This window comes from Pantoea sp. XY16 (assembly GCF_025153065.1).
Lineage (GTDB): Bacteria > Pseudomonadota > Gammaproteobacteria > Enterobacterales > Enterobacteriaceae > Pantoea > Pantoea alfalfae.
In genome coordinates, this window is the sequence record NZ_JANZNP010000003.1 from 134,904 (window position 1) to 146,982 (window position 12,079).

General features: G+C 48.8%; 18 protein-coding genes and 1 pseudogene. 9 read left to right on the plus strand and 10 right to left on the minus strand.

Going from position 1 to position 12,079, the window contains the following annotated elements; all coding sequences use genetic code 11:
- Window positions 1-63 precede the first annotated feature (63 nt).
- A complete protein-coding gene (gene icd / locus N1689_RS03520; RefSeq protein ID WP_033782681.1) occupies window positions 64-1,314 on the plus strand; it encodes an NADP-dependent isocitrate dehydrogenase in 1,251 nt (416 codons plus the stop codon).
- Window positions 1,315-1,451: 137 nt separating this feature from the next.
- On the opposite strand, the gene N1689_RS03525 is transcribed toward icd, so the two are convergent.
- The 3 genes from N1689_RS03525 to N1689_RS03535 all read right to left on the minus strand — a co-directional run bounded on the left by N1689_RS03525 (window position 1,452) and on the right by N1689_RS03535 (window position 3,630).
- Window positions 1,452-1,613 (minus strand): hypothetical protein, encoded by a 162-nt coding sequence (locus N1689_RS03525; RefSeq protein ID WP_202605064.1) that lies wholly within the window; start codon window positions 1,611-1,613, stop codon window positions 1,452-1,454.
- Window positions 1,614-2,046: 433 nt separating this feature from the next.
- A complete protein-coding gene (locus N1689_RS03530) occupies window positions 2,047-2,526 on the minus strand; it encodes a type VI secretion system tube protein Hcp (RefSeq protein ID WP_260057925.1) in 480 nt (159 codons plus the stop codon).
- Window positions 2,527-2,940: 414 nt separating this feature from the next.
- The gene (locus N1689_RS03535) at window positions 2,941-3,630 is read right to left on the minus strand and encodes a hypothetical protein (protein WP_260057927.1); all 690 of its coding nucleotides are present in this window, start codon (window positions 3,628-3,630) and stop codon (window positions 2,941-2,943) included.
- A gap of 229 nt (window positions 3,631-3,859) precedes the next feature.
- Here N1689_RS03535 and N1689_RS03540 point away from each other — a divergent pair, with 229 nt between their 5' ends.
- The 6 genes and pseudogenes from N1689_RS03540 (at window position 3,860) to N1689_RS03565 (ending at window position 6,950) form a co-directional block, all read left to right on the plus strand.
- Complete coding sequence (locus tag N1689_RS03540) at window positions 3,860-4,084, plus strand: hypothetical protein (protein ID WP_161736978.1); 225 nt, start codon at window positions 3,860-3,862, stop codon at window positions 4,082-4,084.
- A gap of 69 nt (window positions 4,085-4,153) precedes the next feature.
- Window positions 4,154-4,351 carry a hypothetical protein gene (locus tag N1689_RS03545; RefSeq protein ID WP_253421619.1) on the plus strand — a complete coding sequence of 66 codons (198 nt, stop codon included), beginning with the start codon at window positions 4,154-4,156 and terminating at the stop codon, window positions 4,349-4,351.
- A 217-nt stretch (window positions 4,352-4,568) separates the two neighbouring features.
- Window positions 4,569-4,736 (plus strand): annotated as a pseudogene (locus tag N1689_RS03550) (isocitrate/isopropylmalate family dehydrogenase); the annotation flags it as partial.
- Window positions 4,737-5,081: 345 nt separating this feature from the next.
- Complete coding sequence (locus tag N1689_RS03555) at window positions 5,082-5,279, plus strand: hypothetical protein (RefSeq protein WP_161736980.1); 198 nt, start codon at window positions 5,082-5,084, stop codon at window positions 5,277-5,279.
- 163 nt (window positions 5,280-5,442) lie between these two features.
- A complete protein-coding gene (locus N1689_RS03560) occupies window positions 5,443-5,640 on the plus strand; it encodes a hypothetical protein (RefSeq protein ID WP_033732300.1) in 198 nt (65 codons plus the stop codon).
- Between the two features lie 299 nt (window positions 5,641-5,939).
- Window positions 5,940-6,950: a glycosyltransferase family 9 protein gene (locus N1689_RS03565; RefSeq protein ID WP_260057929.1), complete on the plus strand. Its 1,011-nt coding sequence runs from the start codon at window positions 5,940-5,942 to the stop codon at window positions 6,948-6,950.
- On the opposite strand, the gene N1689_RS03570 is transcribed toward N1689_RS03565, so the two are convergent.
- From N1689_RS03570 to N1689_RS03585, 4 genes are all read right to left on the minus strand, one after another.
- Entirely contained in the window at window positions 6,944-7,273 is a 330-nt protein-coding gene (locus N1689_RS03570) for a DUF1493 family protein (protein ID WP_161736982.1), read from the minus strand. The genes N1689_RS03565 and N1689_RS03570 overlap by 7 nt on opposite strands.
- Window positions 7,273-8,334: a glycosyltransferase family 9 protein gene (locus tag N1689_RS03575; protein WP_260057931.1), complete on the minus strand. Its 1,062-nt coding sequence runs from the start codon at window positions 8,332-8,334 to the stop codon at window positions 7,273-7,275. Before N1689_RS03575 ends, N1689_RS03570 begins: the two co-directional genes overlap by 1 nt.
- A 356-nt stretch (window positions 8,335-8,690) precedes the next feature.
- Window positions 8,691-8,861: a hypothetical protein gene (locus tag N1689_RS03580; RefSeq protein ID WP_013357533.1), complete on the minus strand. Its 171-nt coding sequence runs from the start codon at window positions 8,859-8,861 to the stop codon at window positions 8,691-8,693.
- 163 nt (window positions 8,862-9,024) lie between these two features.
- Window positions 9,025-9,273, minus strand: a complete 249-nt coding sequence (locus N1689_RS03585; protein ID WP_013357534.1) for a YqjD family protein — start codon at window positions 9,271-9,273, stop codon at window positions 9,025-9,027.
- A 180-nt stretch (window positions 9,274-9,453) separates the two neighbouring features.
- Between N1689_RS03585 and N1689_RS03590 the strand changes: the two genes are divergently transcribed.
- Entirely contained in the window at window positions 9,454-9,666 is a 213-nt protein-coding gene (locus N1689_RS03590; protein ID WP_161736083.1) for a DUF2767 family protein, read from the plus strand.
- A gap of 20 nt (window positions 9,667-9,686) precedes the next feature.
- Here the strand turns inward: N1689_RS03590 and N1689_RS03595 are convergent, their stop codons facing one another.
- The 3 genes from N1689_RS03595 to N1689_RS03605 all read right to left on the minus strand — a co-directional run bounded on the left by N1689_RS03595 (window position 9,687) and on the right by N1689_RS03605 (window position 11,669).
- Window positions 9,687-10,697: a Ppx/GppA phosphatase family protein gene (locus tag N1689_RS03595; RefSeq protein ID WP_260057935.1), complete on the minus strand. Its 1,011-nt coding sequence runs from the start codon at window positions 10,695-10,697 to the stop codon at window positions 9,687-9,689.
- 23 nt (window positions 10,698-10,720) lie between these two features.
- On the minus strand, window positions 10,721-11,278 hold the full coding sequence (locus N1689_RS03600) for a hypothetical protein (protein WP_161736081.1): 558 nt from the start codon (window positions 11,276-11,278) through the stop codon (window positions 10,721-10,723).
- A 61-nt stretch (window positions 11,279-11,339) separates the two neighbouring features.
- Window positions 11,340-11,669, minus strand: coding sequence for a hypothetical protein (locus N1689_RS03605; RefSeq protein WP_161736080.1), 330 nt, complete (start codon window positions 11,667-11,669; stop codon window positions 11,340-11,342).
- Window positions 11,670-11,883: 214 nt separating this feature from the next.
- Here N1689_RS03605 and N1689_RS03610 point away from each other — a divergent pair, with 214 nt between their 5' ends.
- On the plus strand, window positions 11,884-12,063 hold the full coding sequence (locus N1689_RS03610) for a hypothetical protein (RefSeq protein WP_013357539.1): 180 nt from the start codon (window positions 11,884-11,886) through the stop codon (window positions 12,061-12,063).
- The last annotated feature ends 16 nt before the right edge of the window (window positions 12,064-12,079 follow it).

Consider the following 12,079-nt stretch of genomic DNA (forward strand, 5'->3'; position numbering starts at 1 on the left):
GAAATATTCAAGTAGTATTGACGCGCATCTTACAAATCATTAACAAACGCCCAGGAGAGGTTAATGGAAAGCAAAGTAGTAGTTCCGGCGGAAGGTCAGAAAATCACCCTGAATCAGGGCAAGCTTACAGTGCCAAACAATCCGGTCATTCCTTACATTGAGGGTGACGGTATCGGTGTTGATGTTTCCCCGGTGATGCTGAAAGTCGTCGACGCGGCGGTGAAGAAGGCCTACAACGGCGAGCGTAAAATCTCCTGGATGGAGATTTACACGGGTGAGAAGTCAGTTGAACTCTACGGTCAGGATGTCTGGCTGCCACAGGAAACGCTCGACTTAATCAAAGAATATCGCGTGGCCATTAAAGGCCCACTGACCACCCCGGTCGGCGGCGGTATTCGTTCACTGAACGTAGCACTGCGTCAGGAGCTTGACCTCTACGTCTGCCTGCGTCCGGTACGTTACTACAAAGGCACGCCAAGCCCGGTTAAACGCCCTGAAGAGACCGACATGGTGATCTTCCGTGAAAACTCCGAAGATATCTATGCGGGTATTGAGTGGAAAGCGGGCTCTGCCGAAGCGGACAAAGTGATCAAGTTCCTGCGCGAAGAGATGGGCGTTAAGAAAATTCGCTTCCCTGAGCAGTGCGGTATCGGCGTTAAGCCGTGTTCAGAAGCGGGTACCAAACGTCTGGTCCGCGCGGCAGTGGAATACACCATCACCAACGATCGTGATTCACTGACCCTGGTTCACAAAGGCAACATCATGAAGTTCACCGAAGGCTCTTTCAAAGACTGGGGATACCAGTTAGTGAAAGACGAGTTCGGCGGCGAACTGATCGACGGCGGCCCGTGGATGAAGTTCAAAAACCCGAACACCGGCAAAGAGATCATCGTGAAAGATGTGATTGCTGATGCGTTCCTGCAACAAATCCTGCTGCGTCCGGCAGAATATGACGTTATCGCCTGTATGAACCTGAACGGTGATTACATCTCTGACGCCCTGGCGGCGCAGGTTGGCGGTATCGGTATCGCACCAGGCGCTAACATCGGTGACGAGTGCGCGCTGTTTGAAGCAACCCACGGTACAGCACCTAAGTATGCCGGTCAGGATAAAGTGAACCCAGGTTCAGTGATCCTGTCTGCAGAAATGATGCTGCGTCACATGGAGTGGTTCGAAGCGGCTGACCTGATTGTTAAAGGTGTTGAAGGCGCTATCGCTAACAAGACCGTGACTTACGATTTCGAACGCCTGATGGATGGCGCTAAGCTGCTGAAATGTTCAGAGTTTGGTGACGCGATCATCGAAAATATGTAATCGGCTTTACGTAACATATAGCCAACACGAATGTAAAAATCGTGTTGGCTTTTTTTTGACTTTTTCCTGCAAAACGCCAGCAAAATCCTTCTGCTAAACTGAACCTAAATCGTACTGTTTTATACCGCCACCACCAGTCAATCTTTGCCCCTGTCATCGTCGTATTTATCGGTCTGCGTCTGGTTTTTTATGACCAGGTAGTGCTGTATGTCCATGCCCTGTTCACGATATAACCGCTCAGCCAGTGAGCGCTGCTCGTAGAATGTTGGTGGGGTGTCATTCTCTGTCAGGCTTGTCATTTTACGTGCTTTGATTAAGCCGGTAGTGATGGAGCTGATAGTTAGCGCTTCGCAACGTTCTGCCTGTGATGTTGTGTGATGATGGTGAATCACAAGTACGAAAGCTCTGATACTGAGGTTGAGGGTTAACCAAAAAAATAGTTGCTATGAATTAGCTAATAAACCTTTTTTACAGGGCTTTATGTCAGTCGACTTGTTTAACCGATCAATTCTGGAGAATTGATCGGTTAAACAAGTCGGAGCCAAATTAAAGATGAGTATATTTTGAACATGGTTAGAGAGAGCCTGATATATGAATAGGAAAACAACGTGAAGTTAATATTATTTGGGTGTGTGATAGGGTGGATAATAATATTTTTAATAATGAGATTTTATAGAGTTTTCTTAATTTTATCTGCCAACACCAGCCCGGCTATTGCCGGGCTTTTTTTGTTCAATATGTGGCTCGTTGATTCCATGTGTCGCGGTAAATTACATTACCCTCCGTATACTTCCATGTAATCGCCTCATAACGTAATTCGAGCGTTTCGAGATGAGTACTACTCATACCGTTAGGGGCCAGATACGGCGCAACCGTTGTAAATTTTACGTTTTCCAGAATGATATTGAAATATTCTGCTTCGATGCCAGATTCCAGAATACGATACATTCGGATTATCGCTTTCTTCATGGTTCGGCCTTCGCAGACAGCGCGGTATAGGAGTGGCGTTGTTTGATCAAACTCTTTAACTATTGTAATGGGGCTGTGTACACGCGTACCTGTTAATTTTCCCCAGCTGGGATCTACAGGGATAGTTACGCCGTGTGAGAATGATTTTAATTCAATTGAGCCTAACCTTAATGGCATCTGGCAACTACCAACAATTGGTGATCCGTTTTCATCTTCAAGCCATAAATGAGCTGGTGTAGACATGTTATTTCCTTATAAAATCTTATGTTATTGCTTTCGTTTGAGCTTTAAGACTTCATATATTGATAAACTAACCATCAAAAATACAAAGAATAGAGGGATTAGCTATATAGGACTATCCGGGAAAAACATACCCTGAATCAGAGCGAACAATATGGTTAATGCTGTCGGTCCGTAATCCGAGATTAAAGATCTGGAAATTCGGCTTAAAAAATTTTAATTATAATTACCATTTCACATATCGACTAAATATATATATAACTGCTATGGCGAAAACCGGCACAAGCCAAAGCGGGGCGGTAGGAAAATAATTTATCTGAATCATTGCATAGGTTATTATTAATGCCTGTGGAGCGTATAACCCTACTAGAGATGTGAAAACTCGCCTCAGTAATCGTTTAATAATATTCAAAAGCATTATCCTATCATCCTGGTGATAATGTTTGCTATATTTTTATCCGATAGGGGTTGCTGGAAAGCACCAGCGCGTTTAAATAATGGCTCTATTAAGAAATACATCATTTCAAGTTCTTGTGTATAAAGAGCACTGTGATAAGTAGGGGACTGAATACTTAATCGATGAGCACTGTCAGCAGCGTTTTGTACGACGCCGTAAAGACCTGATAGCAAAATAATACCACCTGTAAATCGCCCTGTAAGTGCGGCCATGTCTAGATTAAAATGCAATCCGAGAGAAACGGCGGCTGCCGTCGCCAACACAAATCCGTGATTAATCAGGGAGCTAGCGGCGATATGAATATTCACCCCCATCAACAAACGTTTGATGTATTCTAACTGTTCAGATGTTTTATGGCGAAATACCTCATTAAAGTAGATTGTGAGCATTTCATAAACAATGTCTTCATGTCGCAAAATATGGTAAATACCTTTTACGAATCGAGTATCCTCAGTCTTTTGTTGCTGGCAAACATCGTTATAGGCATCGGTAAAGCAGGAAGTGTAATAGAGCGCGCGTCTGGCACCTGCACCTATAGTATCAATCTGGTTTGAGACTGCTTCTTTGACGCCTAAAAGAGCGTTGTCGAGATTTTTAGCTAAAATGTCATTTCCTTGTAAAAATCCTATTACCTGGTTGCTGTATTGCACTAGCCATTTCCTATGATCAATCCATGATTAGTGTTTTCAAATTATTAAAAAAATCTTTATATGTAAATACGTTAATCGTTTCAGTGGTGCGTTTGATCAATATAATTTGGAAGAGATGCTACAATTTTGTGATAAGTTTAACACAACGTTTAAATGGTTTTCTTTGAACAGGAGTCGGAATATGAAAAATGGATTTGAAGAAGCTATTTATAAGGCAGCATAGCCTGACATGACTATGGGCGAGGCTGTCTGGCAGCTGGTGGCCAGAGATGAAACGGTGACGCTGGAGACAATCGCCAGCGTGGTTGTGGCGCTATCAGAGCGGCGCGATAATCTGGCTGCCAGTATTGCACTGTCAGTCCTGCAGCAAGAATGGAAAACTCATCCACCGGCCTGTAAATTCAATAACTTTAATTGTTATTCAACTTTATTGCTTTGTGGCTTCTTTGCTTAAAAAACGCACTGTCAGATAAGGTCGAATCTGCTTCTTCGTATTGTGGCATCGCTTACGGGAGGAGGTGTTATGGAAGATAAATATACAACAGATGCAATCCACATCTGTCGGTTGATGTTTGGTCAAGCGGTGCTGGAATTGCTCAGCGATGATCAACTGGTAACCAAGGTTGCCCTGGAAGATAAAGTGAAGAAAATGCTTCCCGACTGCAAGCCCGAACTGGTTTACGATGTGGCTATTATGTTGCTCAAGCATAACATTCACTAAAATGTGAGGCTGGTTAAAAATCCCGGCAGCGTCAACTGCCGGGCTGACCACAAATAACCCGCTCAGTGGCGGGCTAGATTATCAGTGAATTTTTCTGCAAAACCCTAATAAATTCAAAAATCTATATAGCTTAATCCCTCACATAAAAAACAGTTTGAACTACCCCAGTTAAGTTTTTTATCGCACTAAATCAATAGATTAACCTCCTGATATTAGGGTAATGCTGCGTCACCTGGAGTGGTTCAAAGCGGCTGACCTGATTGTTAAAGGTGTTGAAGACGCTATCGCTAACAAGACCGTGACTTACGATTTCGGACGCCTGATGGATGGCGATAAACTGCTGAAATGTTCCGAGTTTGGTGACGCGATCATCGAAAATATGTAACGTCTGCTTAAGCCCACATCGCGTTAAACACGATGTGGGCTTTTTTTTGTATCCGCTTTTCACACTTTTCCATTCTCTCCTTCTTCGCCTCTTCAGCCATGACGTGGTCAGCATTGATGCTCTGCTGACTCAGTAAATAAGGGGCGATTAGCGTCCCCTTCAACGTATGACTGAATTACTTTTCATTATCAACATCCTGAAAAATTCTTACCTGCGACTGAATATTTTAATATTTCTGCAAAATGCATTATCTGATGCCACTACAAAAGAAACCGTGAACGCAAAACTGGCATCTGTTTGTGACTGAATATCGTTACTGTAATAGCTCACTCATAAGGAGGATTTATGGACGCTAATTATACAAAAGACGCGATTTATATCTGTCGCCTGATGTTTGGGCAGGCTGTGCTGGAATTATTAGCAGATAATCAGCCAGTAACTAACCGCGCACTGGAAGCAAAGATAAAGGTAATGTTACCTGATGCGCAGCCTGCAATGATTTATAATGTTGCTCTTGATCTGTTGAACGACACTCTTTGTTAATAACCCCTGCTTCAGGTCAGTGCCCGGCATTAACGGTTACGCGCCAGGCTCTCCGCGCGTTTCACAGGATTCATTTTTGTAATCTGTGCCGCAAAATAAACAGTTCAGCATGATCCCGCTGCCGCAGGAGTGTACTCTTCTGCCGATACACAGGGAGAATATTATGGATGATGAGGCTGTAAGTGATGCCATTGCGGCATGTCGACTGCTGTTTGGTCAGGCTGTGATGGAAATTGTGGCTGAAGATAAGCCGGTAACCCGCGAGGCCATTACTGAAAAAATTCACCGCATGTTCACCGGCATTGAACCTGAACCCGTTATGAGGCTGGCCATCAGCCTGCTGAAAAATAGCGCCAGCTAATATAACGGTAATGTAACCACCACGTCAGGCCGCCATTCGCGGCCTTTCCTCCTTCTTTACGCTGACGCCTTAGCATGGGTGTTGTTAAATCAATCATCCGGCGGATGCGTGAGGCATTTCACTTGCCTGAAAAGCACCCATCGGCTTTCCACAATACGGCGACCATGGAACCAACCTCAATCTGCGCTGACTAATTTGCTGACTTATGCCGTTACGTTAGCGCTTCAGAGACGTTAATTGTGCGAGTCTCACTTTTATTCAGCCAGAACGGCGTAGCCTGTGCGCAGAGGATGTCAGACATGCGGGTTTTAATTATTTGTCGGGATAATATTGGCGATACCTTGCTGACCACGCCGCTCATCAGTGCGCTGGCGCAGTCGGGCCAGTATGAGGTCGATGTACTGACTAACAACTACGCTGCGCCCGTGTTACAGCATAATCCCGATATCCGGCAGCTCTTCTATTACACCAAGTTGCATCACCGTGAGGCAGGGCAGGGACGACTGGCCTGTGTGTTACAGCGACTGAAGCTGATGCTGAATCTGAAAAAGCAACGTTACGACATAGTGATTCTGGCCAAAAGCCGCTGGGATCAGCATGGCCTGAAGTGGGTTAAAATCGTACGTCCCGCCAGAGTGATCGCGCTGGGGAAGCAGCCGCATCCGCTGATCAGCGATTTACTGCCGCCGCCCAGCCAGTCACCCTGTCATATCAGCGAAACCCTGTTTAGCCTGGGGAGGGATTTGCGTCTCAGCGCCACTGCGCCAGGTAAACTGACCCTGCGGCCGGATGCGGCTATTGCGGCCAGCCTGCGAGACACCTGTGCGATTGATTCTGCTCTTCCGATCTATGCACTCCAGATCAGCGCCCGTAAGCCAAGTCAGCAGTGGGAAGCCACGCGGTTTGCCGGGCTGGCGGAGAAGATCGCGGCGCATCATCCCTGCCAGATCATGCTGCTCTGGTCACCTGGCAGCCGCGATAATCCGCGTCATCCGGGGGATGATGAAAAAGCGCGTGAAATCATGGCGCTCTGTCCGCACCTGCCGATAAAGGCGGTAGCAACTACCAGCCTGCCACAGCTGATTGCGGCTATGTCGTTATGTCAGGGGCTGGTGAGCAGTGATGGCGGAGCAATGCACATCGGTGCCGCACTGGGCCTGCCGGTGGTGGCGCTGTTTGGTGACAGCGATCCGGCGTGCTGGCATCCGTGGAAGGTCAACTATCAGGTGCTGCAACCGGCGTCACGTGAGGTCAACGCGTTGAGCAGCCGCGAGGTCTATGATGCCTTCGTCCATATGATTATTCAGTAATCTGCTTCAGGCCAGCGTCCACGGCTGGCCGCTTCACATAACATCGCGACCGTTACGGGACAATATCCGCCAGATTTAAACCACTTCATTGGTGTCATTCGCCGCAGGTGCGCCGCCGGAAAATAGCGGGCATCATCATAATGCTCAGAGCAGACGTTGAACGTGGCAAAAAAATCATTCATCAGAATCGCAAACTCCACTTCATTCAGTGGCAGCTGCTGCAGATGAAAACCCGCCCGATCCACTTTCCGGAACCCGCCCAGGGCGGTTGGCTGATTGTGGTATTCAATCAGCGCCATAATGGCGTGAGAAAGCTCGTTCATTACCCCACCAGTTTCGCCACGGCCTGCTCGACTTCTTCAGCCTTGATCGACGCCATCGGATGCTGTGTCGCCGTTTTATCCGGGCGATGAATAACAATATGGCGATCGCTGTCCTGGCAGGGGCCGGTATAGCGTGGATTGGCGGTAGAGAACAGGCTGACCGTTGGCGTCTGTGCCGCCACGGCGATGTGCAGTGGGCCGGTATCGCCGGTGACCAGCACGTTCAGCGTGCGGATCAGCGTAATCAGGCCGCTGAGATTCGTTTTGCCCGCCATTGGCGTCACACGCTTACGGCAGTGCAGCGGCAGGCTTTCGATAAATTGTTTCTCAAGAGGCTGCTCAGCAGCCGTACCGGTGACAATGATTTCAGCGTCAGGCCAGCGTTCGAGCAACGCGGTCGCCAGCTGGCTGAATGAAGCCAGCGGCCAGCGGCGAATATCTTTTGATGCGCCTAAATGAAAACCGATACGGCGATGGCTGGCCGTTGCAGCCGAGCTGCTCGTTACCTCGGGAAGATGCATCCGGGTCTGCTCTGTCTCTGCACCCAGCGCTTCAATCAGTTTCAGCTTACGCTTAATGGTGTGGTCGTCGAAATAACCTGAATAGTGATCAAGATATTTATTCAGTACAGGGGATTCGCTGCCGTAATGATCGCGCACAATTGCTTTACTGCCGGTCAGCACCGAACTCATAATATCGTAAGGGAAATGGGCGTGTAATATCACTGACAGATCAGGTTTCTGGCGACGCAGTTTGAAAAATAGCGGCAGGAAATTCGCCACTTTGTTATCCCAGATATAGATCTTATCGAACCAGTTATAACGACTGACCAGATCCTTATTTTTCTTGCTGGAAACCAGAATAAATTTGCTGGTGGGAAAGCGATTTTTCAGGCTCCAGATAGCCGGCGTATTCATCAGAAAATCGCCCAGTGCCGTGGTGGAGTAAATCACGACTGTGCCGGGTGTCAGGGCCTGCAGGGCCTGCAGTTTTGTTCTGCCTGAAAATCGAGAATAAAGCGTTAAAAGTCGGTCTATCAGATAAATCTTTCTTTTCTTCACGGCTGAATTCTCTTTAATGCATCAATAATATTAAACAAAAGGTGTTGTGCATTATTAGAGAATATTCTTACGTCTAAAGTTCAGTAGGGAGAAATATTTTTTATTCTCCGTAGAATATTTGTTTAAACTGTTTCCACATTTTTAGTGTTGTTTATTCAGGGTATATATACAAAATTGTGTAAAAGAGGTAGGAAATTAGCGAAAAGAATTGGGACAATTCTTATAATAATGATATTCCATATTTTTAATCCCGCACTTAATTACTAGCAGGTTAACTATCAGAGGATTTATTTTACGGGTGCTATTCAATATAAAAAAAGAGAAACAAACCCCGGCACGCGTGCCGGGGCAGGGTATTACGACTGAGGCTGACCCACCGGGCCTGAACCCAGGGTGCCGCCCGGTGATGACTGGCCACTTGGCGCATGGGGACGGCCATCTTCTTTAATCGCGTCGCTTTTATGTGAGCAGCCCGCCAGAGAGGTTAAGGTCGCTGCCACCAGCAGCAAAGCAGGTATCGTTTTCATAAGGTCACCTTGATGTTGTCAGAAAGAGAACGTAATTAAGACTGAAGACTCACCGTGAGCTGGCCTGTGAAGGCTTATCTTTCAGATGTTTCTCAGCATGCAGTCAGCTAAAGCCAAAAAAAACGGAAGCCAGTGGCTCCCGTTCTGTCGACGTGTGGCGGTATTACTTACGACCCAGCAGGAAGCCGATAAATACGCCAACGCCTGCAGCAATGGCCAGACCGGCAGCAGGATTGGACTGAACCTGATCGCGAATGGTCTCAGCAGCATCACGTGCAGCATAGCTTGCCTGATTGGTGTAACGACGCGCTGCGCCTTTAGCCTGATGCTCAGATGAACCGGTTGCTGCACCCCATTGTTCCTGAACTGCGCCAGCGGCTTCTTTTACTTTATCTTCGATTTTTCCTGACATTTAAATGCTCCTTGGTTTTGAGTAAGACTCTCAAAGCGTAGCAAAGATAGTGAGTTCTGCTCCGCCAGCGCCCGATAAGGGCCTAAAAAATCATTTCCGGCTGTTAATGGCGCTGCATTTGCGGGCCCGCCATTTCCTGTCTAGCCTTTTGAGAAGAAAGTCACAGCCGGAGGAGAAACGATGAAACGTGATGCACTGAATGATGATGACTATGATGAAGTCTGCCGCGTTATTGGCGATGCAGTCATTGTGCTGATGGAGCGCGGTCATGACACCCGGCGTGGCGAAATCTACGACCTGCTTAAGCGTATCCGCCAGCAGCGCGCCCACAGTGAACGGGATGAGCAGCGGATGCTGGATCACGCTATCCGGCTGGTTAAATCTGACGTGTAGCGAAGTGTGGAAGCGTTGCGCTATTGCAGCAGCACGCCCTGAATCAGGCTGGCCTCAACAATCTCCACCTCATCCATTTTCAGCGCCTGCATAAACCCTTCCACCAGTAACAGGTTACTCACGTCAGTGGCGCGGTAGTCACCCTGCAATTCGCTGTCGCCTTTCCAGACCTGCTGCTGCGAGAGCTGGCTCAGGGTCGCCAGCATATAGTGGTTGGGTTTACCCGGTAACTGATTGCGAATCGAAAAACCGTGTACGCCTCCGATCCCAATCACCCGACGACCGGCCACATCCTGTTTGATCTGGGGGCTGACTTCGTTAGTCGCGTAAAACTGCACAAAGCGCAGCACCGACTGCCGCCAGGAACCAATCGGGTTGGGCGATTTAGCCTCCGGGCTGTTCTTCAGCACCGTCAGGATAAAGTTTTTCAGCGTCACTGAGGCCAGTCTGCCCTGGTAAATATCCGCTACCGGCTTGCCCGCCTGCTGTCGCCATGCCGTCATCTGCATTGACCCACCGCCAATATCCCAGACCAGCAACTGCTCATCCCGTACTGCCGGATCGTTAAGCGCGGCTTTGGCAGAGAGAAAGCCAAGCATCGCTTCCTGCTGCTGCGAAATAATGCTGATTTGCGCACCACTCTGGCGCTGCAACTGTTCAATTACGGCCTGACCGTTGCTGGCATTGCGAAACACTGCCGTCGCCACGCCGCTGATTCGCTGTGGATGAAAGCGCTGTGCGTGCGCGACCAGCTGCTGCAGTGCGGCGGCACCTTCGTGGGTGACTGCCGGACTCAGCTGGTTATCCGCTGAATGGGCTAATGCGTCGTTCCAGGCCACGGCGCGCTGATCCTGATACAGCACTTTTTCGATACGCTGCTGGCAGACATTGACGCGCGCCACCGCAATTTTGGTGGTACCGGAACCGATATCCAGACCGGCGCGGATTTGCTGGCAGCGATCGGCCTGGGCCGACGCGGCAAAAAACAGCGAGCAGAACAGCGTAAAAACAGACAGCGCAGCAGAACGCATAGCGACTCCGGGAGAAGTGGGGATCAGAGCGAACGGCCGGCGATGCAGGTCGGATAGACGCTCACCAGGAAATGACGCAGATGGTCAAAACACCATTCGGCGTCATCGGCCTGCGGACAATAGAACTGGATGGTAATTTTTTCGTAATCGCGCTGACGCTGATGCAGCGGCGACCAGCTCCAGTCGAGTACCGAACGGGCATAGTTGACCAGTGTCCCGGCGGGCAGTTGATGTTGCTGCTCCTGTCCGGTCAGGTAATGGTGAAAGCTCGCCTCCAGCTGCAGGGCTTCCTGGTGACCGTGCTGCGGCAGGTCGGGACGAAAAGCCACATCGATAAAACCACAGACCGCATCTTCCTGCTGCTGCCAGTCACAGGCCAGGGTCATAAACAGCCCCTCCTGCAAATTAACCTCCTCGACCAGTCGCCGCAGATTCGCTGAGCGATTCAGTACGACGATCTCTTCAAGGCGACCGGTTTCCAGCGTCAGATCAAAGCCACAGGGATTAACCGAGCCATCCGCATTGCGCGTAGCGGGGAAGGGGAAGTCGATATAACCGTTGTTATCCAGACGCTTTTCCATCGGGGAACCCTGCTGCTTGACGTTTCCTGACAATAAACCATCTGGCAGCAGGATTCATCCCTTATGGACAGGTCCAGGTGATTTGGGTGTCCTGATAAGGATTAATCAGGCGGAACTGCTTATCTGACAGGCGCTGCGCAAAGTAACCTTCACGCGTCACGGCGGAGGGGACATATTTAAACCGATCCAGCGACTGCAGCGGGCCACTGTTAACGCTGACATTGTCTCGTGTCACGGTAAAGCTGTTAACCAGGTCAAAAATCACGCCCTGTGTCTGTCCCATCGACTGACCATAAATTGTCGAGACCTCACCCGGACATTCCACCCCTTTCGGGCCAGATGAACATCCAGTCACCAACGCGATGAGGATAAAAATGCTGAGTCGCATCATGATTTTCTACCTGCTTCAATCCCTGGGAGTGTCGTGGCGCAGAGTCTATCCTGTTGCACCACCAATCACGTAATTATAGCAGTTTCCGCTACGCTTCCTGTTTGTGATTTGTTTAATCGTTAAGCAACAGGAATGTAAAGGGGTGACTTTGCTTATCAATAAACGGTATTCTTGGCTCCTTTGCGCACCACTTAGGCAAATCCAGGGATAAATGATGAAAGAAGAAGAAGCAAGTCTAATGATTATTCGCCACGCGATTGACGAGCTGGAAGCCGATAAGAAGCAACAGGTGCTCGCCTGCTCAGCGAATATTCGTGCAGCCATGCAGGCTTATGATAGCGAAAATGCCGGGCTGGCGCTGATGTTAGTGGCCGCCGAGGTCGCTGCCGAATAGTCACAATCCGGCCAGG